Here is a 24,642-nt window from a genome sequence, read left to right as displayed (position 1 = left end):
CACCCGGGACCGGCCCCCCTGTTGGGGCCGGTCCGTCGCCTTACGCCGCCTCACATCGGCTTCCGTGGGCTCCCGTTCGGCTTACGTCGGCCTCCGCCGGTCCAGGCACCCCAGCCCCGACCCGCGGCCGGGCCTCGGCTCGGGCAGCGTCGTCCCACCCCCTTCCGGGGCACACCCGCGCAGCATGTACGCAAGGACGTCATCGAGTCCGGCCTCGATCTCCTCGGCGGAGAACATGCTGCTCACGGCGATGCCGGCGAAGCCGTGCAGTGTGGTGAAGACCGGCATGCTGATCCGGTCCACCGGCCCTTCCCGTACCTCTCCCGCCCGCTGGCCCTCGGCGATCAGCTCCTCCGCCAGCGCAACCGCCCGGTGTACGGCGGCCAGGAGCGCCTGGGAGGCCGTCGGGTCGTGCTTGACCGCGTACATGAGGTCGAGCAGTTCCGGATTGGCGGTGGCGAAGCCCATGTAGGCGCGGGCCAGCGCGCCGAGCCGGTCGGCGAACGACGCGCCCGCGCCCCGCGCCGCGGTCAACTCCTCGACCAGGCGGTCGAAGCCGACCAGCGCCAGCGCGTCCAGCAGCGCCTGCTTGTCCTTGAAATGCCGGCTCGGCGCGGCGTGGCTGACGCCGAGGTCACGGGCCAGTTCCCGCAACGACAGCGCGCCCGGCCCCCGCTCGCGCAGGGTCTGCTCGGCACGGGTCAGCAGCGCGGCGCGGAGGTCTCCGTGGTGGTAACGACGGGTCTGCATGACGTCCACCCTACCTTCGATGTATTCACCGGCTACATTGTTGTCATTGACAGCATTGTTGTCGACGCCTACATTGAGGGTATGGCTCTCACTCGTAAAGCGCCCAAATGGAATGCGACGCAGATACCGGATCAGACCGGCCGGACCTTTGTGGTGACCGGGGCGAACAGCGGCCTCGGCCTCGCCACCGTCGACGCGCTGGCGCGGGCCGGCGCCCATGTCGTGCTCGCGGTACGCGACGTCCGGCGCGGCGAGGCGGCCGCCGAGTCCGTCAAGAGCGCCAAGGGCGGCCTTGAGGTGCGCCGCCTCGACCTGGCCGACCTCGCCTCCGTGCGTGAATTCGCCGAGTCCTGGCAGGGCGAACTGGATGTGCTGATCAACAATGCCGGAGTCATGGCCGTCGCCGAGTCCAGGACCAAGGACGGCTTCGAGACGCAGTTCGGCACCAACCACCTCGGCCACTTCGCGCTGACCAACCTGCTGCTGCCGCACCTCACCGACCGCGTGGTCACCGTCGCCTCCATGGCGCACAAGACACCCGCCGAGACCCGCATCCACTTCGACAACCTCGACCTCGCCGGTGAGTACACGCCCTACCGCGCCTACTCCCAGTCCAAGCTGGCCAATCTGCTGTTCACCCTCGAACTTCAGCGCCGCCTCACCGAGGAGGGCTCCCGGGTACGCGCCCTGGCCGCCCACCCCGGCTACGCCGCCACCAACCTGCAAAGCCATGACGTCAGCCCGGTCCGGCGGGCCGCGATGCGGGTGACCAACCGCGTCGTCGCCCAGGACGACAGGGCCGGCGCACTGCCGACGCTCTACGCCGCGACCCAGGACCTGCCCGGCGCCGGCTACCTCGGCCCCGACGGCTTCGCCGAGATGCGCGGCGGCCCGACCCTGGTCGGCAGGTCCCCCGCGGCCAGCGACCCGGAGAGCGCCAAGCGGCTGTGGACCGTGTCCGAGGAGCTGACCGGGGTCACCTTCCCGGCGTTGCCGGCTGCCGGCCCGCGGTCCACTTCCGCCCCGTCTGCCGGGGAGTAGTCCGGCGCAGCGTGACGTCCGGCAGCGCACCCGTACGGCGGTTGTCCGGGCTGGGAAGGCCGATCGCCGGACCCGTTACGACACGATGTCCCGCAGCGGCTTGCCCGCCAGGTGGTCGGTGACGTTCTGGACGGCGGCCAGGGCGATGCGGACCAGGGTTTCGCGGGTGACGCCCCCGACGTGCGGGGAGAGGACGACGTTCGGCGCCTTGAGCAGACGCAGGGCCGCGGTCGGCGGTTCGGGGTCGAAGACATCGAGGCCGGCGCCTGCCAGGGCGCCGCGGGCCAGCGCGTCGGCGAGGGCGTCCTGGTCGATGAGGGCGCCGCGTGCGGTGTTGATGACGAACGCGGTGGGCTTGAGCAGGGCCAGTCGCTCGGCGTCGAGCAGGTGCCGGGTGTCGTCGGTGAGCGGGGCGTGCAGGGAGACATAGTCGGCGGTGCGCAGCAGTTCGTCGAGGCTCAGACGGCGCGCACCGCCGAGACGGGCCTCGGTCTCCGGGGCGACCGGCCTCGGCCCGGCGTAGACCACGGCCATGTCGAACGCGACCGCACGGCGGGCCACCTCCGCACCGATCTGGCCGAGGCCGATGATGCCCAGGGTCTTGCCGGACAACTCCGTGAGGGACTGCTGGAGACGCGGCAGCGCCCAGTCGGCCTCGGTCAACGCCGTGTGGGCCGGCACCAGTTGCTTGGCGAGGGCGAGCATCAGGGCGAAGGTCTGCTCGGCCACGTTCTGCTTCTCGGCGCCGCTGGAGCCGATGTTGCAGACCGGGATTCCCCGGGCCCTGGCGGCGTCCAGGTCGATGTAGTCGAAGCCGTGGCTGGCGCACTGGACGAGTTCCAACTCCGGTGCGGCGGCGAGGTGTTCGGCGGTGACCGGGCCCAGGCCGGTGATGATGATCTGCGCGTCGCGCAGGGCCGTGGGGTTCTCGTCGGCCGTCTCGACGACCGTGACCCGGGCCGCGTCGGGGAAGACGGTGGCGAGCGCGGCACCTGCGGCGCGTCCGCCCACATGCGGTGAGACGACGGCGAGGATGTTCTTCATGGGAGGCCTCTCGGAGTGTGTGCCGGGCTGTGCCGGACGGCCCGTCGGGGTGTGGGGGGCGGCGGTCATGCCGACGGGATGAGGAGGTCGTCGGGGCTCAGCGTGCCGGGACGGGAGTGGCCCGACAGGGCCAGGGTGAGGTCGAACTCGGCGAGCAGACAGCGGATGACGTGCTCGACGCCCGCCTGTCCTTCCAGGCCGAGCCCATAGGCGTACGGGCGTCCCACCAGCACCGCCTGCGCGCCCAGCGCCAGCGCCTTGACCATGTCGTCGCCGGTGCGGATCCCGCTGTCGAAGAGGACGGTGAGCCGGTCGCCGGCCTCCTCGACGACGCGGGGCAGCGCGTCCGCGGCGGCGACGGAGCCGGCGACCTGGCGCCCGCCGTGGTTGGAGACCACCACCCCGTCCATACCGGCGTCCGCGGCGCGCAGTGCGTCGTCAGGGTGCAGGATGCCCTTGAGCACGATCGGGCCGTCCCAGTTCTCGCGCAGGAACGCCAGATCCGGCCAGGTCTTCGCGGGGTCGGCGAACATCCCGACGAAGTGCCGCACCGCCGCCTCGGGGTCCTCGTGGACCGGCTTTGCCAGACCGGCCTGGAACGCGGGGTCGGTGAAGTAGTTGGCGGTGCCCACGCCGTGCAGGAACGGCAGATACGCCTGGTCGAGATCGCGGGGGCGCCAGGCGAGGAGCGGAGTGTCGAGGGTGACGAACAGCGCGCGGTAGCCGGCGGCCTGCGCTCTGGTCAGAAAGCTCCTGGTGACCTCGCGGTCCTTCGCCCAGTACAGCTGGAACCACCGTTCACCGTCGCCCATCGCCTCGGCGACCTGCTCCATGGGGGTGCTGGAGGCGGAGGAGAGGACGTACGGGACGCCCTGCGCCGCGGCCGCCCGGGCGGCGGCCGGTTCGGCGTCCGGATGCATGATCGACAGCACCCCGACCGGTGCGAGCGCGAGCGGTGCGGGCAGCGTCCGGCCCAACACCTCGACGGACAGGTCGCGTTGCTGCACATCACGGAGCATGCGCGGGACGATCCGCCGGCGGTCCAGTGCGGCCCGGTTGGCGTCGGCGGTGCTGCCGGTGCCCGCGCTGCCCGCCACATAGCCGACCGGGCCGGGGCCGAGTTTCTGCTCCGTGAGCTGCTCCAGCCGGGTCAGATCGGTCGGCAGCCGGGGCACGGCGCCCGTCATGCCGTTGAGATAGATCTCGTACTGGAAGTCCGCCCAGTGCTTCGCCATCCGTACGTCCTGCCTCTCGTCGCTGAGACCGCGTGCTCCACCGCGATCCTGGCGACAGTGACAAGTTCCGTCCACCGCCCCGCGCACACCGCGCGGCCCACTTCGTCACCCTGTGAGGAACCGTCTGCCCGCTACGCCCGGTCCCGGGAGAGCGCCGGGAGCCGCAGCCGGGAGGCGATGTCGTCGTCGAAGTCCGCGCAGAAGGCGCCGAGCAGGTCCTCCAGGTGTTCCAGGGAACGGGCGGCGTAGAGGACGGGCTGGTAGCCGGAGATGCGGTAGGGGGTGGCGGCCGCGGTGCGCAGGTCGAGGGCGCGGACCTCCCGGCGGTCGTGGGCACCGATCTCGCCGTAGGACGACAGCAGGGCAGCACCGAAGGCCTTGGGCGTGCCGGACTCGGTGATCAGCCCGTATTCGAGGGTGAACCAGTACACCCGGCTGAGGACATCGAGGGCTTCCTCGGTACGGACGCGGTTGGCGGTGTGGCCGATGAGCCGGTAGAGGCGGGCGAAGCGCGGGTCCGACAGATGGACGCCGTGCCCGAACACGTCGTGCAGAACGTCGGGTTCGGGTGTGTAGAGCGGGACGGCGGGGTGCCGGACGAACTGCACGGCGTGGAAGTATCCGTGCTCCATCGCCCCCAGGAAACGTTCGTTGGGTACGACGCCGCCGGCCAGGGTGAAGGAGAAGCCCGTACGGGCGGCGAGGCGCGCGCTGACCTCCGCGTGCTGCGGGATCCGCTCGCCGGGGATGGGCGCGTCCTCACCGGCCTCCAGCACGGCACGGCAGGCGTGGGCGCGGTGCGCGGGAACGAGTGCGCGGTGCGCCGCGCGCCAGGTGTGGTGTTCGGACTCGGTGTAGTCGACGGCCGCGTACGGCGCCCCGACCCGGTGGCCGTCGGCCGGTGCGGCGAGCGCGGCACGGCGCCGGAGGTAGGCGGGGTCGCTCAGGCCGGGGTGCTGGGCCGGTCCGCCCAGCCGGCCGTCGGCGGAAACGGGCGTTTGCTGCCACACGGTCCTCATATCGGTCACCACGTCTGGATCAAGTTTCGCATGAGGGGGCGAAGGGTGCATCCGCGTCTCGATCCAGCAATTCGCCAATAAAGTGAGCGATTCGGAAAGCCCGGTGGGTGAACGCCGTTCAGAGGCTCATCTCACAGCTCGATTTCATATCGCTATTGCTTCGATTCTTGACGATCAGGTGAGCCGTGACGTTCACTACAGCAGTTCTGGGCCGGGTCAGGCGGCCCCAGTGGGAGGTTCCGAAAAAAATGAATGCAATAATGCGGCGCGCCCTCACAGGCGCAATGGCGCTTTCGTTGGCGGCACCGTTGGCGGCCTGTGGAAAAGATCAGCAGGATGCCGGCGCAGGCAAGGACGCCATAGGCCTGCTCCTCCCGGAGAACAAAGCGGCCCGCTATGAGAAGTTCGACCGCCGCATCATTTCGGCGCGGATTGCGTCACTCTGCCTCGAATGCAAGGTCGAATACAGCAACGCCGAGCAGCAGGTCGATACTCAGAAAAGGCAGTTCGACGCCCTGGTGGCGAAGGGTGTAAAGGTCATCATTCTGGACCCGGTGGACGCCCAGGCGTCCAAGAGCTGGGTGAACTCGGCGGCCAAGAAGGGCGTCCAGGTCGTCGCGTACGACCGGCTCGCCGAGGGTGATGTCGCGGCCTATGTCTCGTACGACAACGAGAAGATCGGCCGGCTCCAGGGAGAGGGCCTGCTCGCCGCGCTCGGCTCCGAGGCGTCCTCCGCCGACGTCGTCATGATGAACGGCTCGCCGACCGACCCGAACGCGCCGGCCTTCAAGAAGGGCGCCCACGACGTCCTCGACGGCAAGGTCCACAAGATCGTTTACGAGAAGGACATCCCCGACTGGTCCCCGGCGACCGCCAAGAAGAAGATGACCGACGTCATCAACTCCCGTGGCGCACAGGGATTCGACGCGGTCTATTCGGCAAACGACGGTATGGCCGGCGGTGTCGCCGAGGCGCTCAAGGCGGCCGGCGTCAAGAATGTGCCGCTCGGTGGCCAGGACGCCGAACTCACCGCGCTCCAGCGGGTGGTCGCCGGCACCCAGTCCTTCACCATTTACAAGGAAGTCCGTCCGGAGGCCGAAACCGCCGCCGAAATCGCCTTCCGGCTGCTGCGCGGGAAGAGCATCAACGCGCTGACGACGACAACCGCCGGTAACAACACCAAGTCCGGTATCCCGGCCCGGTTGTTCAAGGCGCAGATTGTCACCAAGAAGAATGTCAAGGACACCGTCGTCCGCGACGGCGTCGTCCGGGCCGACCTGCTGTGCGCCGATGATCTCGCCGCCGCATGTGAGTCCCTGGACCTGAACTGACGCGCCCTCAGTGAGCAGGCGGCCACGCTCCGATGCACCGACGCACCGGAGCGTGGCCGCCCGGCCGTTCAGTGCACCGGCTGCCCCAGCCAGTCGTACGCGGCCCGCGCCGTGAACTCCCCGTGGCCGCCCTTGAACAGCAGCCCGGCGTGCGCGAACGCCGGGTCGTCGGCGGTGCCGGCCACATAGGGGACGGCGATGCACCGCATCCCCGCCCGGTGTGCCGCGAGCGCCCCGGGCGGCGCGTCCTCCAGCACCACGCAGTCGGCGGGGTCGGCGCCCAGCCGGCGCGCGGCCTCCAGGAACACATCCGGCTCCGGCTTGCCGTGCGCCACCTCCTCCGCCGAGACGCGCGTGGTCAGCAGCGCATCGAGCCCCGTGGCCGCCAGCACCGCCTCGATCGCGGCCCGTGAGGAACCGGACGCCACCGCCATCGGATGCCCCGCCGCCGACAGCCGCTCCACCAGCGCCCGCATCTCCGGGAAGACCTCGGTGTGCGCCCGAGCCAGCTCCAGATACGCGCGGTTCTTCCCGGCCAGCAGCTCCTCGACCGGCGCGTCGAGGCCGAACTCCCGGCTGAGGATCTCCAGGGTCTCCCGGGTGCCGATACCGATGAAGCGGGTGTGGTGCTCCCAGCTGAAGTCCGCCACGCCATGGCCGGCCAGCAGCCGGCGCCCCGCCTCGTAGTAGTTCGGCTCGCTGTCCACCAGCGTTCCGTCGAGATCGAAGATCACCGGAGTGGGCGGGGCGGCCGTGGCGGGCGTGACCCGGGAGGCGGGGGAGCTGGTCATGCCCTCCAGCATGCCAAGGCGCGCCCCGACAGGCCTGCCTGGCAACGCTGCCCGGCCCACGGTCGCCCGCGCCGCCTCACCGCCGCTGCGCGGTCCCGCCCACTGCCTCCACCAGCGGCAGCATCCGGTGCGGCACCCGCTCGCGCAGCGCCATCTCCGTCCGCGTACGGACCACGCCCGGCAGGCTGATCAGCCGCTGGATGACGTCCTCCAGATGCGCCGCGTCCCGCGCCACCACCCGGGCCAGCAGATCCCCGCCGCCGGTCGTCGAGAACGCCTCGATGATCTGCGGCACCTCCGCCAGCGCCGCGGCCACCTCCTCCAGATGCCCCTGGGTCACCTCGATGTGGATGAAGGCGAGCACAGGGTGACCGAGTGCGGCGGGGGAGAGGCGGGGGCTGTACGCGGTGATCACACCGTCCCGTTCGAGCCGGTCCAGCCGCGCCTGGACGGTGCCGCGGGCCACCCCGAGCAGCCTCGCGTACTCCCGCACGCTGGTGCGCGGCTGCTCCAGCAGCAGCCGGAGAATCTTGGCGTCCAGGGCATCCACGGGCATGTCCAACAGCCCCTCACGTTCGGCGCGGTGTGCTCGCGACTGTACCAATGGACCAGTGGGCACGGCGTTCGCTGGGCCAGCGGCCCGCCGTTGCCGAACGACACCCGGACGGGGGCGTCGCTGTGGCCCGTGCCCGGAGGCGCCGCCCGGTACCCCGCCCGCCCGTCGGACCCCGTACCCGTGCGCCCGGCGATCTTCTCGGCGACGCTGGAGGCGTGACCAGCCGCGCACAGCCCCCGCAGACACCGCCGAGCACCGCTGCCCAGATCGATTACAGCGGTGCGGTCTACGGGTCACTGCTCGCCGGGTCCGTGGTGGTCGGCGCCGGATCGCTCGGCGCACGCCCCTGGCTACAGCTCTCCCTCCTGCTGCTCTGCACCGGCGCGGTGTTCTGGGCGGCGCATGTCTTCGCCCGCCTCTTCGGGGGCCGTGAGGTGTACCAGCCCCTGAGCCGCGCGTTGATCCTCCGGGTGTGTGCCGACGAGGGGCCGATCGTGAGCGCGGCCGTCCCGCCGGCCGCTGCCGTGGCGATCGCCGGGGCGCTGGGACTGAGCTACGAGGGGGCGGCCTGGCTGGGCCTGGCGGTCGCCCTGACCGGGCAGGTCGGCTGGGCGATCACCGCCGTCGTGCGGGCCGGCGCCTCGCGCGGTGTGGTGGTGGCCGCCGGTGTGGCCAACCTCGTACTCGGACTGATCATCGTGAGCTTCAAAACCGTACTTGAGCACTGACCGCCCGCCGCGGCGACGGACCCCCGCCGGCCCCGGTCCCGCCCCGGCAGGCCCTCGGCCCGGCCATTGGCTCCCTGTCGGCAGGGTCATGGCCCGCAGAACTGTGCCAATGGCCCAGTGATTTCCGGCTCCCTTGAGCCATCAGCCGGAGAGGTGCTGTGATGGGGGCGTCGATGGCGCTGCGGATCCCCGCGGCGCCTTTTTCATGCCGTACGGAGAAGGGGCGGGAAACTGTGCTGAAGAGGGTGTTCGTGGCTCCGGACCCGGGCGGACTGCGGCTGCGCAGCGCCACCCGGGCCGTCCTCGGCATCGGGTCGGCGGTGGCGGCCTGCGGTCTCGCCGGCCACTCGCTGATCGCGGCGATCACCGGCGGGCTCGCCGCGCTGCTCGCGCTCTTCACCGTCACCGACGCCACGGTCCGCGGCCAGGCGCTCACCACGGCCCTGCTGCCCGCCGCCGGACTTCCGGTGCTCGCCCTCGCCACCGGCCTGCACGACCACCCGGTGGTCCGCGACGCGGTCTTCCTCGCCGTCCTGGGCACCGGGGTCTACGCCCGGCGCTGGGGGCCCCGGGGCCACGCCCTCGGCGTCTTCGCGTTCATGACCTTCTTCGCGACCCAGTTCCTGCACCCGGTGCCCGGCCAGCTCCCCGAACTGTTCGCCGCCGTCCTCCTCTCCCTCCTGGTCTCCTCGACCGTCCGCTTCGGACTCTGGTGCTACGAGCGCCGTCTGCCGCCCGTCGTCGCGCCCGTCGCGCCGGGCGGCACCGGCCTCGCCCGTACGACCACCCGCCAGGCCGTCCAGGCGACGGTGGGCGGCGGCTTTGCCCTGATGGCGGGGCAACTGCTGTCGGACCAGCGCTGGTACTGGGCCGTCGGCGCCACCTGGTGGATCTTCGTGAACACCGCCTCCCGCGGCGAGACGCTGGTCCGCGGATTCCGGCGGATCCTCGGCACGGTGCTCGGCATCGCCGTCGCCGCGGTCGTGGCGCTCCCGCTGCACGGGGCGGCCGTCCCCTCGGTGGCCCTGGTCGCGGTCTGCATCTTCGGGATCTTCTACACGGCGGCCGTCTCCTACACCTGGATGATGTTCGCGGTGACGCTGATGGCCGGACTGCTCTACGGACTCCTCGGGGTCCTGGACGCCCAGCTGCTCGCGCTCCGGCTCGCCGAGACCGGCGTCGGGGCGGTCGGCGCGGCCCTCGCCGTCCTGCTGGTGCTGCCCGTGACCACCCACGCCACCACGGACGCCTGGATCCAGCGCGCCCTGCGCTGCGTACACGCCTGTGCCGCCGAGGCGGCGGCACGCCTCGCCGGCTCCGACACCGCCGACCCCGCCCCGCGCATCGCCGAACTGGAGCTGCTGCTCAGCCGGGTGCGGCTCTCCCTCGCCCCGCTCGTGCACCCGCTGAGCCCGCTGCGGACCCGCAAGGAGAAGGCCCGGCGCGTCCTGGCACTGCTCGACGACTGCGCCCGTGAGGTCCGGGGGCTGGCGTCCATCGCCGCGGACCCGGAGGCCTCGCACGACGACCGTCTCGCCGCCGCCTGCTGGCGGGTGGAGGCCGCCGTCGAGGCGCTGACCACCCCCGGCCGCAAGCGTGACCTCCACGGAGCCGTGGCCGCGGCCCCGCCGGCACCGGCCCCCGAGCCCGCGCTCGCCCATCTGCACGGCCTGGAGAAGACCCTCGCCGAACTGGCCGCGCCACTGCGCAGCACCCGCCCCTCGCCCCTCGTCGGGGCCTGACCGGCAGCGGCGTACGCGGTCGGGGCGGACGACGGGATCCGGCCATCGCCGCGGACGGCCCGCCCACGGCTGTTAGCGTCGCCGGCGTACCTCAACGGGCAGGCGGACGAAGGGCGGACCAGTGGGGACGAACGACAACGGCCGGCGGGCGTACATCGGTTCGTTCACCACGGCCGGCGGCCTCGGCATCACCACCGCGGCCGTCGACCCGGAGTCCGGCGCACTGACCGCGCTGCACTCCACCGACGCTGTCCCCAACCCCTCCTACCTGGCGGCGAGCCCAGACGGCCGGTACCTCTACGCGGTCAGCGAGACCCCGGACGGCGCCGCGGCCGCCTTCGCCCTGACGCCCGAGGGGCCCGCGCTGCTCGGCCCCGCCGTCGCCGTGGAGGGCGACGACCCCACCCACCTCGCCCTGGTCGCCGGCCACCTCGTCATCGCCAACTACAGCTCGGGCAGCGTCAGTACGCTCCCCGTACGGCCCGACGGCTCGCTCGGCGGCCCGGCCGGAGTACTCGCCCACGAAGGCAGCGGTCCGCAGCCCGACCGTCAGGAGGGCCCGCACGCCCATGCCGTCCTGCCCGCTCCGGACGGGCGCCGGCTGCTCAGCGTCGACCTGGGCACCGACGCGGTCCGGGTGTACGCCCTCGACTCCGCCGGCGGGGCGCTGACCGTACACGCCGAGGTTCCGCTGCGGCCCGGCAGCGGACCGCGCCACCTCGCCTTCCACCCGCGCGGCGACCGCGCCTATGTCATCAACGAACTCGATCCGACGGTGACGGTCTGCCGGTGGGAGCCCGACCTGGGCGCGCTGACGCCGCTGGGGGAGACCCGGCTCCTTCCGGACGGCGTCGCGGCGGCCGGTACCTTCCCCTCCGGACTGGCGCTCTCCCCGGACGGCCGGTTCGCCTGGGCCGCCAACCGTGGCCACGACAGCCTCTCCGTCCTCGCCCTCGACCCGTCCGGCGACACCGCGACCCTCGTCACCACCGTTCCCTGCGGCGGCCATTGGCCCCGCGACCTGGCGCTGCACCCCGACGGCCGGCACCTCTACGCCGCCAACGAGCGCTCCGGGGACGTCACCTGGTTCACCGTCGACCCGGAGACCGGCATCCCGGAGCGGCGCGGTGCGCTCAGGGCGCCGGCCGCCTCGTGCGTGGTCTTCGTCTGAACGGCACCGGACGCGGCTCAGCCCTGCGGGAAGCGGCCGCCGAAGTACACCTCGACCTCGGTGATCCGGCAGTCCCGCACCGTGTGCACCTCGACATTGCGGTGGCGTTCACCGGTCTTCAGCTCGTACTCGTAGCGGACACAGACCTGGTGGTCGTCGAGGGCCACCGCGTCGAGGATCTCCTGATGGCGCAGCCGGTCCGCCGTCGGGAAGCAGACCTCCAGGAAGGCGGCCTTGCCGATGTGGTCGTCCTGAGGGCTGGTGAAGACGAAATCCTCGGCGAGCAGCCGGTCGACGGCCTCGCGGTCCTGCGCGAGGTAGGCGGCGAACGCACTGCGGACGATGTCGACGTTCGTCATGAACATCCCTCCGGAAGGCTCTGGGGGTGCTCTCGCGAGCTCGGGGGCTCCTCTCGCGAGCCTAGAGCCGTCCGGCCGCCCTCGCCGCGGCCCGGGCTCTCCCAGGCGCTCTGACGGGCACCTGGGCCCTCGGCGGCCGGCCGGAAGGCCGCCGGCGCGGTGACCGGCCCGGACAGGCCGAAGGGCCGCACCGCGCGCTGCGCGGGTACGGCCCTTCGGTGCGGTCTCTGCTGCGCCGGGCGGTCTCCTACCGGACCGGTACCCCCTGCGCCTGCGTCGGCAGGGTGATGCCCACCGCCGCCGCGTAGTTCGACAGGACCAGCCGGCCCACCGCGCCGTACGCGCCCAGCGCCTCCGCCGCGGCGCAGCCGGCCTCCTCCGCCGCCGCCCCCACCAGGCCGTCGGCGATCTCCGGGCCGATCAGGTACGGGGCCAGCGCCAGCTGCTGCGAACCGGAGTGGCGCAGCTGCTCGGCGGTACGGGAGATGGCGCCCTCCTCGTCCAGCGCGGCGGCCAGCACCGGCACCGCGAGCCGTGCGGAGAGCAGCATGCCGGTGATCCCGGCGGCCTGCACGGCCTCCTCGCCGCCCACGGTGGCGAGGATGATGCCGTCCGCGGCCGTGGCGACCGTGAACAGCCGGGCGCGGTCCGCGCGCGCCAGCCCGGCCTCGGAGAGCCGGACGTGCAGCGCCTCGGCGAGCAGCGGGTGCGGGCCCAGGACGTCGGTCAGCTCGGCACCGGAACCGCTGTTCATCATGGCCTGGCGTATCCGGCGCAGCAGCGCGCTGTCCGGTCCGGCGAGCAGCGGTACGACCACCGCGGCGGGGCCGGGGTCGGGACGGCCGTCCGCGCCCTCCCGGGCCTTCTGCTCGGCGGCGGCGCCTGCCAGCACGGCCTCCAGGGACGGGAACTCGTCGTCACCGCCGTCGACATAGCCGATCCGGGCGTCGAGGCCCGGGAGTTCGGAGCGGGCGATGCTGGAGACCTCCTCCGCCAGACTGCGCGAGGCGGAGGCGGGGGTGCCGGGCACGGCCAGCACCAGGACGGGCGCGCCCTCGGGTGCGGCGAGCGGCTCCGGCTTGCGGTGGCGGCCGGACCGTCGCGCGCGCGGCATGCGTACCGGCAGGCCGGGTGCGGCTTCCGGGCTCGGGGAGGCGGCGTCGAAATGGGGCGAGCCAGGTGCGGGCCCAGTGGGGGAACTCATGGCGTCGCATGCTAACGCCTCGGACCGACCTCGCGCGGAGGGAGGGTTCGGTGGAGAGGTATCCGTCCCGATTTATCCCGCGCGTCATCGCGGTTACCCCGGCGCGGGCCGTGTGATCTGCAACAACTTCGTGTCCGGGGGCAGCAGCAGGCGGTCGTCGGCCAGCGCCGCGGCGATGGTCAGCGCCCCGTCGAGCGGGCTTCCGGCGGCGGCTTGCGGACGGGCGCCGGGCAGCCGCTCGGCGAGGGCGGTACGCAGCGGAGCGAGCAGCGGTTCACCGATCCCGAACAACCCGCCCGTGTACGCCACCGCGCGGCCGGCGCCCGGTGGGCAGACCGCGGCCGCGGCATCGGCGATATGGCCCGCGGCGGCGCACAGGATGTCGCGCGCCACCGCGTCGTCCTCCGTCGCGCAGCGGGCGACCTCCGGGGCGAACGAGGCCAGTACGGCGGGCCGGTCGGCGCGCGGATAGAGCGCGCCGGGCAGCCCGGCGACCGGCCCGAACACCGCGTCCGCGCGCGCCAGCAGAGCCGGCGAGCCCCCGGCCCGTCCGTCGTAGGCGCGCATCGCGGCCTCCAGGCCGGCCCGGCCGATCCAGGCGCCGCTGCCGCAGTCGCCGAGCAGATGGCCCCAGCCGTCCGCCCGGCGCCAGCCGCCCGCCGGGGTCAGATCGGTGCCCAGGGCGATCATGCCGGTGCCCGCGGCGACCACGGCACCGGGCCGCTGGCCCAGCGCACCGGCGTAGGCGGTCACCGCATCCGCCGCGAGGGCCAGCCGGCGTACCCCGAAGGCGGTGGCCAGCGCGCCGGGCAGCCGGGCACGCAGATCGTCCCCCAGCGAGGCCATGCCGGCCGCGCCCACACACACCGCCGTGAACCGTTCCGCGCCGACCTCGCGCCCCAACTCCTCGGCCGCGGGCAGCAGTTGGGAGAGCAGATGCCGGGCGTCGATCCCGGCCGGGCCGGTGCGCACCGGCTCTGCCGAGGCGTACGAGGCCAGCGGCCGCGCCTCGGCAGAGCCGGCGCGCGCCACGGCGATCCGCAGTCCCGAGCCGCCCGAGTCGACGCCGAGGACATGGCCGCGGACACCGCCGCGGCCGGCGGGCTCACCCAAAGCCGCGGGCATCCTGCTTGAGGGCGGTGTCCACGGTCAGGGCGGTGGCGACGACCAGGCTGAGCAGCGGGTCGGGCAGCTGATGGTGGATCTGGAGGACGTAGTTGTCCGCGGTCGTGAACATCGTCTTGGCCAGGCCTTCCCAGGTCTTGGTGATCCGGGCGACCTCGGTGTCGGCGTGGTCCACGATCGCGAAGTTCCAGGCCCGCCAGTTCTCGGCCTTGATGGCGCCGATCTGCTGGCCGTTGACCATCATCGCGAAGTTGATCTTGCCGATCGCATTCTGCTGCACGATCTCGCCGACCGGCGAGCCGTCCGGACGCTGCACGATCACCTTGGACTTGATGATCTTCGCGGGCCGGGTCAGCACCAGCTGAGGCTGGCCGTAGGCGTCCCGGATCTCCAGCTTGTGGGTCATGTACTGATCGAGGCTGGAGACGACCCGCAGCACCTTCTTGGCCGTGCTCTGGCCGATCTGGACGACCGCGCCGAGGGTGTTGCCGTGCTGGTCGAAGACGCTGTACTCGTTGGTGACCTCGATGAGTTTGGCCTTCTGGTTGACCACCAGCACCGGCTCGGTGAAGAGCGAGCCACCGCCCTGCGCGCCGGGCGTCACCCCGGCCTGCTGCTGCACCTGCTCCTGCACGGCACCCGGGTGCATACCCGGCTGCCCCGCCATCGGCTGCTGGCCGTAAGCCTGCGGCATCGGCTGGCCGGGCATCGGGTGGCCCGGAGCCTGCTGGGGGTGGCCGGGGCCCGGCTGCCCGTACGGAGCGCTGCCCTGCTGGCCCGGATAGGGGGCCTGGCCCTGCGCCGGCTGCTGCTGCGGCGCGAACTGCGGCGGCATCTGCTGCTGCGCGGACTGCTGAGGGGCTTGCTGCTGGGCCTGCTGACCGGCCGGCTGGTGCCCCGCGGACTGCTGGGGGTTGGCCTGGGCGCCCTGGTGCTGGGCGGGAGCCGTGGCCCCGGCGGAGGCCGCCTGTTGTCCCTGGTGGGTGTGCGCCGTCCACTGGGACCCGTCCCACCAGCGCAGTTGGTGGGGGGTGCCCTGCGGGTCGGCATACCACCCCGCAGGGATGTTCGCATTCGTCATGCCAGGCACACTATCGCCCGGTGTCAGGGCAGCCTCCAGTCGACCGGCTGCGCGCCCTGTCGTACCAGCAGGTCATTCACCCTGCTGAAGGGCCGCGAGCCGAAGAAGCCGCGGTCGGCGGACATGGGGGAGGGGTGTGCGGACTCGACGGCCGGCAGATCGCCGAGCAGTGGCCGCAGATTGCGCGCATCGCGTCCCCACAGCACCGCCACCAGCGGGCGCCCGCGCGCCACCAGCGCACGGATGGCCTGTTCGGTGACCTCTTCCCAGCCCTTGCCGCGGTGCGCGGCGGGCTTACGGGGTGCGGTCGTCAGCGCTCTGTTCAGCAGCAGGACGCCCTGGCGCGTCCACGGCGTCAGATCGCCGTTCGACGGCCGGGGCAGCCCGAGGTCGGAGTGCAGCTCGCGGAAGATGTTCTCCAGGCTTCCGGGCAGTGGACGGACGTCCGGCGCCACCGAGAAGCTGAGCCCGACCGCATGCCCCGGGGTGGGGTACGGGTCCTGTCCGACGATGAGCACCCGCACCTCGTCGAAGGGCTGTTGGAAGGCGCGCAGCACATTGTTGCCGGCCGGCAGATAGGTACGTCCCGCGGCGATCTCCGCCCGCAGGAAGTCGCCCATCGCGGCGATCCGGTCGGCAACGGGCTCAAGTGCCTTGGCCCAGCCTGGTTCGACAATGTCTTGGAGAGGTCGTGCAGCCACGGGATCACCCTACTGGCCCAGGCCCGCTCCGCTTCAATCGATGGCCCGGGCCCGCCTCCGCGAACGCGGCAACCGGCCAACCTCCCCGCCGTCCGGCCGCTTTGACCGCTCAGGCCAGGGCGGCCGCCCGTACACACAGCACATCGGGCAGGTGGGCGGCGAGCTGCTGCCAGCTGTCACCGTCGTCCGCGCTGGCGTACACCTCGCCGTTGCGATTGCCGAAGTACACCCCGGCCGGCTCTGCGTTGTCGACGGACAGCGCGTCCCTGAGCACCGTGCCGTAGTGGTCCTCCGCCGGCAGGCCGTCGGTCAGCGGCTCCCAGCTGCGGCCGGCGTCGCTCGTCCGGTAGACCCGGCAGCGGTGTTCGGCGGGCACCCGGTCGATGTCCGCGGTGATCGGGAAGAGGTAGGCGACATCGCCGGTGCGCGGATGCGCGGCCACGGCGAAGCCGAAGTCCGAGGGGAGCCCGCTGCCGATGTCGGTCCACCGGGCGCCGGCGTCATCGCTGCGGTAGACGCCCCAGTGGTTCTGGAGGTACAGCCGGTCGCGGTCGACCGGATCCTGCGCGATCTTGTGGACGCACTGACCGAACTCCGGGTGCTGGTCGGGCAGGAAGACCGCCTTGACGCCCGTGTTGGACGGGGCCCAGCTGGCGCCGCCGTCACGGCTGCGGAAGACCCCGGCGGCGGAGACCGCGACGGTGACCGCATCGGCGTCCCGCGGATCGGTGATCACCGTGTGGACGGCGAGTCCGCCGCCGCCCGGCACCCACTTCTCGCGGCTGGGGTGGTCCCACAGGGCCCGTACGAGCTCGAAGGTCTCCCCGCCGTCCTCGGAGCGGAACAGACCGCCGGGCTCGGTGCCCGCGTACACCACCTCGGGGGCGGCCGGGCCCGCGGGATGCAGCTGCCACACCCGCTCCAGTGAAGTCCCGGTGTCCTTCGGGTACTTGACCGCGGGGCGGGACGGCTCCTGCCAGGTCTTGCCCAGGTCGTCGGAGTGGAACACCGACGGGCCCCAGTGGGAGCTGTCGGCGCCGGCCAGCAGCCGGGGGGTCGCACGGCGGGTGTCGATTCCGAGGGAGTACACCGCCTGCGCGGGGAAGTGCGGACCGCTCAGCTCCCACTCCCCGTGCCGCCGCCGGCCGATGAAGAGCCCTTTGCGGGTGCCCACCGCGAGTAGTACGTCAGTCATTGCCGGAACACCTCCGGGACGCCGTTGTCTCAGACAAGGGCAAGTCTGCACCCGACCACTGACAACGGCGTCCCGGAGCGTATCCGCGCAGGTCGGACGGTGCGGTGCGGTACCCGGCCGGGCAGTGCCGGGCATCGTCCGCCGCGCCCCGTGACGGTCCTCAGACCGCGCGGTGGTACGGCTCCGGCACCCGGATCCCGGCGCCCAGCTCCCGCGCCGCGTGCTGCGCGAAGCTGGGGGAGCGCAGCAGCTCGCGACCGAGCAGTACGGCGTCGGCCTGGCCCTCCGCGATGATCTTCTCGGCCTGCCGCGCCTCGGTGATCAGTCCGACGGCGCCCACCGCGAGTCCGGTCTCCTTCTTGACCCGCTCGGCGAACGGCACCTGGTAGCCCGGCTCCACGGTGATCCTGGCGTCCGGGGCGTTGCCGCCCGTGGAGGTGTCCAGCAGGTCGATGCCGAGCTCCTGGAGATCGCGGGCGAAGCGCACGGTGTCGTCGGCGGTCCAGCCCTCGCGGTCGTCGCTCTCGTCCTCGGTGAGCCAGTCGGTGGCCGAGATCCGGAAGAAGACCGGCAGCTCGTCGGGCCACACCGCCCGTACGGCGGCCACGACCTCCCGTGCGAACCGCGTCCGGTTCTCGTAGGAGCCGCCGTACTCGTCGGTGCGCCGGTTGGTGAACGGGGAGAGGAATTCATTGATCAGATAGCCGTGGGCGCCATGGACCTCGGCCACCTCGAAGCCGGCCGCCAGCGCCCGGCGGGCGGTCGCCCCGAACTGCGCGACGATCTCCTGGATCGCGTCCACGGACAGCTCGGCGGGGGTGCTGAACCCCTCGTCGAACGGCACCGGGCTCGGGCCGACCGGCTCCCATCCGTGCCGCTGCCCGGGGAGGAGCGGGGCGCCGCGGTTGATCCAGGTGCGCTCGGTCGATCCCTTGCGGCCGGAGTGCGCTATCTGGATTCCCGGCACCGTCCCCTGGGACTTGAGGAAGCCGGTGATCCGCCGGAACGCCTCGGTCTGGGTGTCGTTCCACAGCCCGAGGTCGTACGGGCTGATCCGGCCCTCAGGGCTGACCGCGGTCGCCTCCGTGAGGATCAGGCCGGTGCCGCCCGCCGCCCGCGCGGCCAGGTGCTGGAAGTGCCAGTCGCCGGGCGCTCCCTTCGCCGGGCCCTCGGGTGCCGCGGAGTACTGGCACATGGGCGCCATCCACAGGCGGTTCGGGACGGTCAGCGAGCGAAGGGTGATGGGCTCGAACAGTGCGCTCACGGCGGGCTCCTGTACCTGAGGGGGAGGGTCCCGGGCGGACCCTGCTCGTACGATAAACACCGTACTACGGTGGATGTCAAACTACGATGCTCCTCGTACAATGGGCATGCGGACAGGCCGCCACGCCGGACCGGATTCCCGCAGACCCGAGCCCGCAGACCGAGTCAGGAGCCGCCATGCCGACCGATACGCCAGCAGCGGGCCCCCCATCGGGCTCCCGGGCACTGGAACACCCGTCCCGTGCGGACATCCGGCTGGCGGACGTACTGCACGCCCTCGCCGACCCCATGCGGCTGCGCATCGTCCGTACGCTCGCCTGCGCCGAATCAGAGCTGAACTGCGCGGACATCGAGCTCCCGGTCAGCAAGTCCACCTGCACCCACCACTTCCGGGTGCTGCGCGAGCACGGCGTCATCCAGCAGCTCTACCAGGGCACGGCCAAGATGAACCGACTGCGCGAGGCCGACCTGGAAGCGCTCTTCCCCGGCCTGATCAGCGGCGTTCTGCGGGCGGCGGACCTCCAGGCCCGCCGCCTGGGGGAGAAGTAGCGCGCTTCCCCGGCGGGCTCTGGTCCAAGGCCACCGGGCCGTCGCACTGCGCGGCGCGGAATCAGCAGGGCACGCCCGCCGCGCGCGCCGCCTCCAACAGGCCCGCCCAGTCGGGGAGTTTGACGGTGCCCCGCCCCAGGCCGTGGCCGAACGCGGCCTCCGCCGCCTCGATGGCCAGCCAGCCCGGCCAGGGAACCGGCCGCTGTCCCGCCCGGGTCAGCGCCGCCACCGGGTCGTCGGCCGTGGCGCGCTCCGTCAGCGTGCCGGCGTCCGCCAGCAGGGCGAGCGCGGTCTCCTTCGCGCACGGCCGGTTGGTGCCGATCACGCCCGTCGGCCCGCGCTTGATCCAGCCCGCCACGTACACCCCGGGCAGCGGCGTCCCGTCCCGCAGTACCCGCCCCTCTTTGTGCGGCACCGTCCCGGTCGCCTCGTCGAACGGCAGCCCCGGCTGCGGCGTCCCCCGGTAGCCGACCGAGCGCAGCACCAACTGCGCCTCGATCTCCTCGAATTCGCCGGTGCCCGTGATGCCGCCCCGGCCGTCGGGCGCGGTCCGCTCGAACCGTACCGCGCGCACACCCGTGGCATCCCCGAGCATCTCCACCGGCCGCAGGAAGAACCGCAGATGGATCCGGCGCCGGCCGCCCGCCGCAGGCTCCCCGGCCGGCGGCTGCTCCGCCCAGCCGCGCAGCACCTCGACGTTCCGCCGCGCCACCGCAGGCAGCCCGCCGGGATCCAGGTACGCCGGATCCAGTGCCAGCTCCTCCGGCCGTACGAGCACCTCCGTACCCGGCAGCGAGCCCAGTTCCCGCAGCTCCTTGGTGGTGAACTTGGCCTGCGAGGGCCCGCGTCTGCCGACCATCCAGACGTCCTCGACACGACTGTCCGCCAGCGCGCCGAGCGGTCCCTGCGGCATATCGGTGGCGGCCAGGTCGGCGGCGCTGCGCGAGAGCATCCGCGCCACGTCCACCGCCACGTTCCCCACCCCGATCACGATCGCGGACCGTGCCGCCAGGGTGAAACGGGTCGTGGCCGCATCGGGGTGCGCGCTGTACCAGGCGACGAACTCAGTGGCCGGATGGCTGCCGGGCAGCTCCTCACCCGGGATGCCCAGATGCCGGTCGGTGGCGGCGCCCACACAGAACACCACCGCATCGAAGATCTCCCGTAGCTCCGCGACGCCCAGCCCCGGCGCCCCCACCTCCACGTTTCCCAGGAAGTGCACCCTCGGGTGTTCCAGCACCGTCCGCAGATTGTTCTGCAGCGATTTGATCTTCTCGTGGTCCGGGGCGACGCCGTAGCGCACCAGGCCGTACGGGCACGGCAGCCGGTCCAGGACGTACACCTCGATGTCCGGGACGGTCTGCTGCTCGATCAGGGACTGGGCGGTGTAGACGCCGCTGGGTCCGGAACCGATCACTGCGACACGAAGCACGATGGCCCCTTCCGCGGGATACCCCCAGGATCGCACCGGTGGGCGCGCGACGGGAGATGCGCTATCGGGGTTGCTCCCGGTGGGATGAGCGTGCCGCGCTACTTGGCCGGGTGAGCTGGAGGCTAGGTTTTCAATGTGTCGGAAAGTGACTTTTATACCGTTAATCACCGATATGAAGCCCAGGGCGCGCCACGGGAGTGGCCCACGTGGGAGCTCCAGGCGCACGGTTCGGCCGCGCCCGCTCCCGCCGCCCCCGACGAGCCGGCCGGATCCGACGGCCGGGGCTGCCAGCCGCCCCGGCTCGATCCGCTGGGCCCGTGGTGCAGCGCCCGGCTGACCTTCGCCGACGGCGCCCGGATCGATGTCCTGGTGACGGTCTCCGACGAGCGCATCACCGTCGAGGACGTACGGGCCGATCCGCCGCTGACCCTGGACGGCCTCGCCGACCTGGCGCGCTGGATCGAGGGCCCGCTCGACGACGCCTTCCGCGCGGCCACCGGGCGGCCGCGGAAGACCCGCTCCGCGCCCCGGCAGCCGGGCCCGGCCGCCGCGTCACCGGAACGGGAGGGCGGACCGATGGCCGGTCCGGCGCGGCAGGCCACGGTGGGTCCGACATCTGAGCCGACGGCCGGAGTGGCGGCGGAAGCGGTGGCTCCGGTGGCTCCGGGGGTGCCCGAGCCGGCGGCCGGTGTGACGGCGGAACCTGCGGCCGGTGGCACCTCGGAACCGGTGGTGGGCCCGGCGCCGGAGCCGTCGGGCGTGGCGGTGCCGGGGACGGGGCCGTCGGGTGGCGGGACGCAGGTGACGGAAGCCGGTACGGAGTCAACGGGAACCGGGGCGGGGGCAGCGAGCGCCGGGGCGGGGGACACGGAGGCCGCTGCGGAGGCGGATCCGGTGGAGGAAGCGGCGCTGCCGGCATCGGGGGAGCCGACGGGTGAGGCGGCGTCGGGGAAAGGGGCGGAGGAGCGCGCCCGCTCCGCCCTCCTCGCCCGGTCGCGGGCCGCCGAGCGCCGTAAGCTCGCCGCGAACGTGTACCGCAAGGCCCAGCGCGAGGGCCGCGATCCGGTGCTCGCCGTGATGCTCGCCACCGGCCGCAACCGCCGGAGATCCCTGCGACTGATCGCAGGTGCCCGCGACGAGGGACTGCTGACACCGCGCCACAACAAGCGCTGACTCCCGACTTCCCAACTCACCTCCCGGCAAGGTGACTTCGGTCAGGGGCTCCGCTATCGCACGGTCGCCCGCACGCGCTTCATCCGCCCGATCTCGGCACTCTGCTGCGCGATGACCTCATTCGCCATCTCCTCCACGAGCGTGTTACGGCCCGCGGAGAGCACCTCGGTGGCCATCGAGACCGCGCCCCGGTGGTGCGTGATCATCAACCTCAGGAAGAGCGCGTCGAACTCCGCTCCGCGCGCCGCCCGCAGCTGGGCGAGCTGAGCGGCGGTGGCCATCCCCGGCATCGCACCGTGATGAGCGTGACCGCTCCCGGCAGATGGTGCGCCGTGGCCGCTCAACCAGCCTTTCATCGCTCCGATTTCGGGCTCCTGGGCCGCGGCGATCCGGGCCGCGAGCCGCCTGACCTGCGCGGTGTGCGCATACCGCTCGGCCAGCGCCGTCATCACCAACGCCTGCTGATGGTGCGGGATCATCATCTGGACGTAGCCGAAATCGGCCGCGTTGGGGGAGTCGTCACCGCGCGCCCTTCCGGCCTCCTCGGCGGTGAGGGTCTTTGCCGGTTCACCGGGTTTGCCGGGCGCCACCACGGCGGGTCCGCCGGTGCCCTGGGCGGCCCTGGGGCCTTCGTCGGGTGAACAGCCGCTCATTGCCAGGGAGAGGGCGAGGGCCCCGGCCGTGAGGACGGCTCCGGCCGGGACCAGGCCGGCACCTCTCGTGGAGCTCTCTCTTCCGGTACGCGTCACCGCACACACTCCTGTCCGCCGAACCGGCCCTTGGGTGCTGGATGCCGTTCTTCAGCCGGGCGCTTGGCCACCCTGCTGGGGTATTACCTCTTCTCGGACTTCTATTGATATGTACATGAACAGCGCGATACTACCGGGGCCAGGCACCGTTCACACCGGAACGGACTCCAAGGGAGGCCCTTGTGACGTCGTTGCACAGACCCCGCGTGCGGCGCAGATCCCTCGGCACGGCGGCCGCCGCCCTCGGGCTCGCGGCCACATTCCTCGTGGCCGGGCCCGCGGCCGCGACCCCCGACCCCGGCGAGCACCCCGCCGCCACCTTGGAAATGAGCCACCGTCAGAAAGCCGCCACCCGGGCCGCGATCGAGAACGGCGAGATACCCGGCGTGGACGAGGTCGTCCACAGCGACAACGTCCGCCATCTGACCAACATCCCCAAGCAGGCACTCCAGGGCACCAACTCCGACCTCGCCTTCCAGGGGAAGTACGCCTTCGCCGGCAACTACGACGGCTTCGTCATCTACGACATCTCCCGGCCTGAGGCCCCCAGGACGGTCAGCCAGGTGCTCTGCCCCGGCTCCCAGAACGATGTCTCGGTCTCGGGGAACCTGCTCTTCCTGTCCACCGACTCCTCGCGCACCGACAACTCCTGCCACAGCACCGCACAGCCGGCCACGGAGAAGTCCTCCTGGGAGGGCATCAAGATCTTCGACATCAGCGACAAGGCGCACCCCGAGTACGTCGCCGCCGTCGAAACCGCCTGCGGCTCGCACACCCACACGCTGATGCCCGAGCGCCGCAACGTCTACATTTACGTCTCGTCGTACTCGCCCAGTGACAGCTTCCCCGACTGCCGGCCGCCGCACGACGGCATCTCCGTCGTGAAGGTGCCACGCGCCGCGCCCGAGAAGGCCGCGGTCATCGACTTCCCGGTCCTCTTCCCGGACGGCGGAAACCCCGGCGCTCCCGCCAACCCCGGCGTGACCCCGACCAGCGGCTGCCATGACCTCACCGCTTTCCCGAAGCTGAAGCTGGCCGCGGGCGCCTGCATGGGCGACGGCATCCTCATGGACCTCTCGGACCCTGCCGCGCCCAAGGTCATCGACCGGGTCCAGGACAACGTGAACTTCGCGTTCTGGCACTCGGCGACCTTCAACGAGCGTGGAAACAAGGTGGTGTTCACCGACGAGCTGGGCGGTGGCGGCGCGGCCACCTGCAATGAACGGACCGGCCCGCAGCGCGGCGCCGACGGGATCTACGAGATCGCCGGCCGCGGCACCCATCGCAAGCTCGTCTTCAAGAGCTACTACAAGATCCCCCGCCACCAGGCCGACACCGAGAACTGCGTCGCCCACAACGGATCGCTGATCCCCGCCAAGAACCGCGACATCATGGTCCAGGCCTGGTACCAAGGCGGCGTCTCCATCTGGGACTTCACCGACTCGGCGCACCCCAAGGAGATCGGCTACTTCGAGCGCGGCCCGCTCTCCGCGGACACCCTGGTCACCGGCGGAGCCTGGTCCGCGTACTACTACCGCGGCCACATCTACTCCAACGACATCGCCAAGGGCTTCGACGTCCTGGCGATCGACGACCGCCGGACGGACAGCGCCCGCTCGGTACGGATGCGCGAGCTCAACGTCCAGACCCAGCCCGACTACCGCTGACGCACCGGCCCCTCATGAGGTCCCGTCGGCCGGCTCAGTCGTCCGGCGGGACCCCCAACTCCCAGTCCAGACCGTAGCGTTGGAACAGTTCGGCCCGGAGTCGGGCCCGTGGCATCGGCGCCCCCGGAAGCAGCATCGGCACCACCGACCCCATCAGCAGCGCCCGCAGCAGCGGATAGTCGGTGTCGGGGTCCGGTGAGCCGTACGCCGCGACCGTCTCGCGCAGCAACTGGGCCAGCCGCTGCTGCTCGGGGCACTGGATGAACCCCTCGGCCGTCAGGATCCCCGCCATATGCGTACGCATCAGCAGCGGCCGGTCGTGGGCCAGTCCCAGGATCGCGTCGATGGCCCGGGCCAGCAGCTCCCGCCCGGCATCCGGCCCGGTGGGCCGGGGTGCCCGCTCCAGCGCCGCCTCCAGGGTGAGATGCATCAGGCGGTGGACGGCGGACTGCAACAGCTCGCGCTTGCCGGGGAAGTAGTACGAGATCAGCCCGCGCGCCACTCCGGCCCGCTCGGCGATGTCCCCGAGCGTGGTCGCCTCGTACCCGCGCTCCCCTACCAGGTCAACCGTCGCCTGCAACAGCCGCTCGCGGGAGCGCCGCCGCAATTCTTCATTGACCGATGCGCTGCGGGGGGACATGCTTAACTCCTGCGTTGACTGGCTGAGCGCCAATATACTCAGTATGACTTCGGATGTCCGTGCACCGGGCGGAATCCGGTCAAGCTGCCTGATTTG

The 24,642-nt window shown here is 72.1% G+C and carries 24 protein-coding genes; 8 read left to right on the top strand and 16 right to left on the bottom strand.

Annotated features, from left to right (window positions below; genetic code table 11):
• Positions 1-81: 81 nt before the first annotated feature.
• On the bottom strand, positions 82-750 hold the full coding sequence (locus tag ACZ55A_RS06240; protein WP_468835049.1) for a TetR/AcrR family transcriptional regulator: 669 nt from the start codon (positions 748-750) through the stop codon (positions 82-84).
• 81 nt (positions 751-831) lie between these two features.
• On the opposite strand from ACZ55A_RS06240, the gene ACZ55A_RS06235 reads away from it, so the two are divergent.
• Entirely contained in the window at positions 832-1,791 is a 960-nt protein-coding gene (locus ACZ55A_RS06235; RefSeq protein WP_468835046.1) for an oxidoreductase, read from the top strand.
• A gap of 75 nt (positions 1,792-1,866) precedes the next feature.
• On the opposite strand, the gene ACZ55A_RS06230 is transcribed toward ACZ55A_RS06235, so the two are convergent.
• The 3 genes from ACZ55A_RS06230 to ACZ55A_RS06220 form a co-directional block, all read right to left on the bottom strand.
• Complete coding sequence (locus ACZ55A_RS06230; protein ID WP_468835044.1) at positions 1,867-2,835, bottom strand: 2-hydroxyacid dehydrogenase; 969 nt, start codon at positions 2,833-2,835, stop codon at positions 1,867-1,869.
• A gap of 65 nt (positions 2,836-2,900) precedes the next feature.
• The gene (locus ACZ55A_RS06225; RefSeq protein WP_468835041.1) at positions 2,901-4,070 is read right to left on the bottom strand and encodes a lactate 2-monooxygenase; all 1,170 of its coding nucleotides are present in this window, start codon (positions 4,068-4,070) and stop codon (positions 2,901-2,903) included.
• A gap of 131 nt (positions 4,071-4,201) precedes the next feature.
• A complete protein-coding gene (locus ACZ55A_RS06220) occupies positions 4,202-5,089 on the bottom strand; it encodes a phenylalanine 4-monooxygenase (protein WP_468835038.1) in 888 nt (295 codons plus the stop codon).
• A gap of 248 nt (positions 5,090-5,337) precedes the next feature.
• Between ACZ55A_RS06220 and ACZ55A_RS06215 the strand changes: the two genes are divergently transcribed.
• The gene (locus tag ACZ55A_RS06215) at positions 5,338-6,420 is read left to right on the top strand and encodes a sugar ABC transporter substrate-binding protein (protein WP_468835035.1); all 1,083 of its coding nucleotides are present in this window, start codon (positions 5,338-5,340) and stop codon (positions 6,418-6,420) included.
• 68 nt (positions 6,421-6,488) lie between these two features.
• On the opposite strand, the gene ACZ55A_RS06210 is transcribed toward ACZ55A_RS06215, so the two are convergent.
• Together ACZ55A_RS06210 and ACZ55A_RS06205 are read right to left on the bottom strand one after the other, a co-directional pair.
• Positions 6,489-7,211 (bottom strand): HAD family hydrolase, encoded by a 723-nt coding sequence (locus ACZ55A_RS06210; protein ID WP_468835032.1) that lies wholly within the window; start codon positions 7,209-7,211, stop codon positions 6,489-6,491.
• 76 nt (positions 7,212-7,287) lie between these two features.
• Positions 7,288-7,767 carry an Lrp/AsnC family transcriptional regulator gene (locus ACZ55A_RS06205; RefSeq protein WP_468835029.1) on the bottom strand — a complete coding sequence of 160 codons (480 nt, stop codon included), beginning with the start codon at positions 7,765-7,767 and terminating at the stop codon, positions 7,288-7,290.
• 215 nt (positions 7,768-7,982) lie between these two features.
• Here ACZ55A_RS06205 and ACZ55A_RS06200 point away from each other — a divergent pair, with 215 nt between their 5' ends.
• The 3 genes from ACZ55A_RS06200 (at position 7,983) to ACZ55A_RS06190 (ending at position 11,408) form a co-directional block, all read left to right on the top strand.
• Positions 7,983-8,495 (top strand): hypothetical protein, encoded by a 513-nt coding sequence (locus tag ACZ55A_RS06200; protein WP_468835026.1) that lies wholly within the window; start codon positions 7,983-7,985, stop codon positions 8,493-8,495.
• Positions 8,496-8,728: 233 nt separating this feature from the next.
• Positions 8,729-10,237 (top strand): FUSC family protein, encoded by a 1,509-nt coding sequence (locus ACZ55A_RS06195; RefSeq protein ID WP_468835023.1) that lies wholly within the window; start codon positions 8,729-8,731, stop codon positions 10,235-10,237.
• 121 nt (positions 10,238-10,358) lie between these two features.
• Complete coding sequence (locus tag ACZ55A_RS06190) at positions 10,359-11,408, top strand: lactonase family protein (protein ID WP_468835020.1); 1,050 nt, start codon at positions 10,359-10,361, stop codon at positions 11,406-11,408.
• Between the two features lie 17 nt (positions 11,409-11,425).
• Here ACZ55A_RS06190 and ACZ55A_RS06185 read toward each other — a convergent pair whose 3' ends face one another.
• The 7 genes from ACZ55A_RS06185 to ACZ55A_RS06155 all read right to left on the bottom strand — a co-directional run bounded on the left by ACZ55A_RS06185 (position 11,426) and on the right by ACZ55A_RS06155 (position 18,337).
• On the bottom strand, positions 11,426-11,767 hold the full coding sequence (locus ACZ55A_RS06185) for a nuclear transport factor 2 family protein (RefSeq protein ID WP_468835015.1): 342 nt from the start codon (positions 11,765-11,767) through the stop codon (positions 11,426-11,428).
• A gap of 247 nt (positions 11,768-12,014) precedes the next feature.
• Entirely contained in the window at positions 12,015-12,971 is a 957-nt protein-coding gene (locus ACZ55A_RS06180; protein WP_468835011.1) for a sirohydrochlorin chelatase, read from the bottom strand.
• 93 nt (positions 12,972-13,064) lie between these two features.
• Positions 13,065-14,096 carry an N-acetylglucosamine kinase gene (locus ACZ55A_RS06175; protein WP_468835007.1) on the bottom strand — a complete coding sequence of 344 codons (1,032 nt, stop codon included), beginning with the start codon at positions 14,094-14,096 and terminating at the stop codon, positions 13,065-13,067.
• A complete protein-coding gene (locus ACZ55A_RS06170) occupies positions 14,077-15,177 on the bottom strand; it encodes an LURP-one-related family protein (RefSeq protein ID WP_468835004.1) in 1,101 nt (366 codons plus the stop codon). Before ACZ55A_RS06170 ends, ACZ55A_RS06175 begins: the two co-directional genes overlap by 20 nt.
• A gap of 23 nt (positions 15,178-15,200) precedes the next feature.
• Positions 15,201-15,878 carry a uracil-DNA glycosylase gene (locus ACZ55A_RS06165; protein WP_468835001.1) on the bottom strand — a complete coding sequence of 226 codons (678 nt, stop codon included), beginning with the start codon at positions 15,876-15,878 and terminating at the stop codon, positions 15,201-15,203.
• 109 nt (positions 15,879-15,987) lie between these two features.
• Positions 15,988-17,073 carry a WD40/YVTN/BNR-like repeat-containing protein gene (locus tag ACZ55A_RS06160; RefSeq protein WP_468834998.1) on the bottom strand — a complete coding sequence of 362 codons (1,086 nt, stop codon included), beginning with the start codon at positions 17,071-17,073 and terminating at the stop codon, positions 15,988-15,990.
• Positions 17,074-17,233: 160 nt separating this feature from the next.
• A complete protein-coding gene (locus ACZ55A_RS06155; RefSeq protein ID WP_468834995.1) occupies positions 17,234-18,337 on the bottom strand; it encodes an NADH:flavin oxidoreductase/NADH oxidase in 1,104 nt (367 codons plus the stop codon).
• A gap of 176 nt (positions 18,338-18,513) precedes the next feature.
• On the opposite strand from ACZ55A_RS06155, the gene ACZ55A_RS06150 reads away from it, so the two are divergent.
• A complete protein-coding gene (locus ACZ55A_RS06150; protein WP_468834992.1) occupies positions 18,514-18,885 on the top strand; it encodes an ArsR/SmtB family transcription factor in 372 nt (123 codons plus the stop codon).
• Between the two features lie 61 nt (positions 18,886-18,946).
• Here the strand turns inward: ACZ55A_RS06150 and ACZ55A_RS06145 are convergent, their stop codons facing one another.
• Entirely contained in the window at positions 18,947-20,317 is a 1,371-nt protein-coding gene (locus tag ACZ55A_RS06145) for an FAD-dependent oxidoreductase (RefSeq protein WP_468834989.1), read from the bottom strand.
• A 135-nt stretch (positions 20,318-20,452) separates the two neighbouring features.
• Here ACZ55A_RS06145 and ACZ55A_RS06140 point away from each other — a divergent pair, with 135 nt between their 5' ends.
• Complete coding sequence (locus ACZ55A_RS06140; RefSeq protein WP_468834986.1) at positions 20,453-21,490, top strand: DUF6214 family protein; 1,038 nt, start codon at positions 20,453-20,455, stop codon at positions 21,488-21,490.
• A gap of 53 nt (positions 21,491-21,543) precedes the next feature.
• On the opposite strand, the gene ACZ55A_RS06135 is transcribed toward ACZ55A_RS06140, so the two are convergent.
• Entirely contained in the window at positions 21,544-22,143 is a 600-nt protein-coding gene (locus ACZ55A_RS06135) for a DUF305 domain-containing protein (protein WP_468836575.1), read from the bottom strand.
• 278 nt (positions 22,144-22,421) lie between these two features.
• Here ACZ55A_RS06135 and ACZ55A_RS06130 point away from each other — a divergent pair, with 278 nt between their 5' ends.
• Positions 22,422-23,906 carry an LVIVD repeat-containing protein gene (locus tag ACZ55A_RS06130; RefSeq protein ID WP_468834983.1) on the top strand — a complete coding sequence of 495 codons (1,485 nt, stop codon included), beginning with the start codon at positions 22,422-22,424 and terminating at the stop codon, positions 23,904-23,906.
• 34 nt (positions 23,907-23,940) lie between these two features.
• On the opposite strand, the gene ACZ55A_RS06125 is transcribed toward ACZ55A_RS06130, so the two are convergent.
• A complete protein-coding gene (locus ACZ55A_RS06125) occupies positions 23,941-24,546 on the bottom strand; it encodes a TetR/AcrR family transcriptional regulator (RefSeq protein WP_468834980.1) in 606 nt (201 codons plus the stop codon).
• Between the last annotated feature and the right edge of the window lie 96 nt (positions 24,547-24,642).

Source organism: Streptomyces sp. NPDC034111, assembly GCF_055575375.1.
This window is presented reverse-complemented; position numbering and strand designations above follow the sequence as displayed.

Coding starts and splice junctions, on each gene's coding strand:
- ACZ55A_RS06175 (WP_468835007.1), bottom strand. CDS start 14,096: ATGCCCGCGGCTTTGGGTGAGCCCGCCGGCCGCGGCGGTGTCCGCGGC.
- ACZ55A_RS06210 (WP_468835032.1), bottom strand. CDS start 7,211: ATGACCAGCTCCCCCGCCTCCCGGGTCACGCCCGCCACGGCCGCCCCG.
- ACZ55A_RS06185 (WP_468835015.1), bottom strand. CDS start 11,767: ATGACGAACGTCGACATCGTCCGCAGTGCGTTCGCCGCCTACCTCGCG.
- ACZ55A_RS06240 (WP_468835049.1), bottom strand. CDS start 750: ATGCAGACCCGTCGTTACCACCACGGAGACCTCCGCGCCGCGCTGCTG.
- ACZ55A_RS06235 (WP_468835046.1), top strand. CDS start 832: ATGGCTCTCACTCGTAAAGCGCCCAAATGGAATGCGACGCAGATACCG.
- ACZ55A_RS06215 (WP_468835035.1), top strand. CDS start 5,338: ATGAATGCAATAATGCGGCGCGCCCTCACAGGCGCAATGGCGCTTTCG.
- ACZ55A_RS06170 (WP_468835004.1), bottom strand. CDS start 15,177: ATGACGAATGCGAACATCCCTGCGGGGTGGTATGCCGACCCGCAGGGC.
- ACZ55A_RS06225 (WP_468835041.1), bottom strand. CDS start 4,070: ATGGCGAAGCACTGGGCGGACTTCCAGTACGAGATCTATCTCAACGGC.
- ACZ55A_RS06180 (WP_468835011.1), bottom strand. CDS start 12,971: ATGAGTTCCCCCACTGGGCCCGCACCTGGCTCGCCCCATTTCGACGCC.
- ACZ55A_RS06125 (WP_468834980.1), bottom strand. CDS start 24,546: ATGTCCCCCCGCAGCGCATCGGTCAATGAAGAATTGCGGCGGCGCTCC.
- ACZ55A_RS06135 (WP_468836575.1), bottom strand. CDS start 22,143: ATGAGCGGCTGTTCACCCGACGAAGGCCCCAGGGCCGCCCAGGGCACC.
- ACZ55A_RS06150 (WP_468834992.1), top strand. CDS start 18,514: ATGCCGACCGATACGCCAGCAGCGGGCCCCCCATCGGGCTCCCGGGCA.
- ACZ55A_RS06220 (WP_468835038.1), bottom strand. CDS start 5,089: ATGAGGACCGTGTGGCAGCAAACGCCCGTTTCCGCCGACGGCCGGCTG.
- ACZ55A_RS06230 (WP_468835044.1), bottom strand. CDS start 2,835: ATGAAGAACATCCTCGCCGTCGTCTCACCGCATGTGGGCGGACGCGCC.
- ACZ55A_RS06205 (WP_468835029.1), bottom strand. CDS start 7,767: ATGCCCGTGGATGCCCTGGACGCCAAGATTCTCCGGCTGCTGCTGGAG.
- ACZ55A_RS06160 (WP_468834998.1), bottom strand. CDS start 17,073: ATGACTGACGTACTACTCGCGGTGGGCACCCGCAAAGGGCTCTTCATC.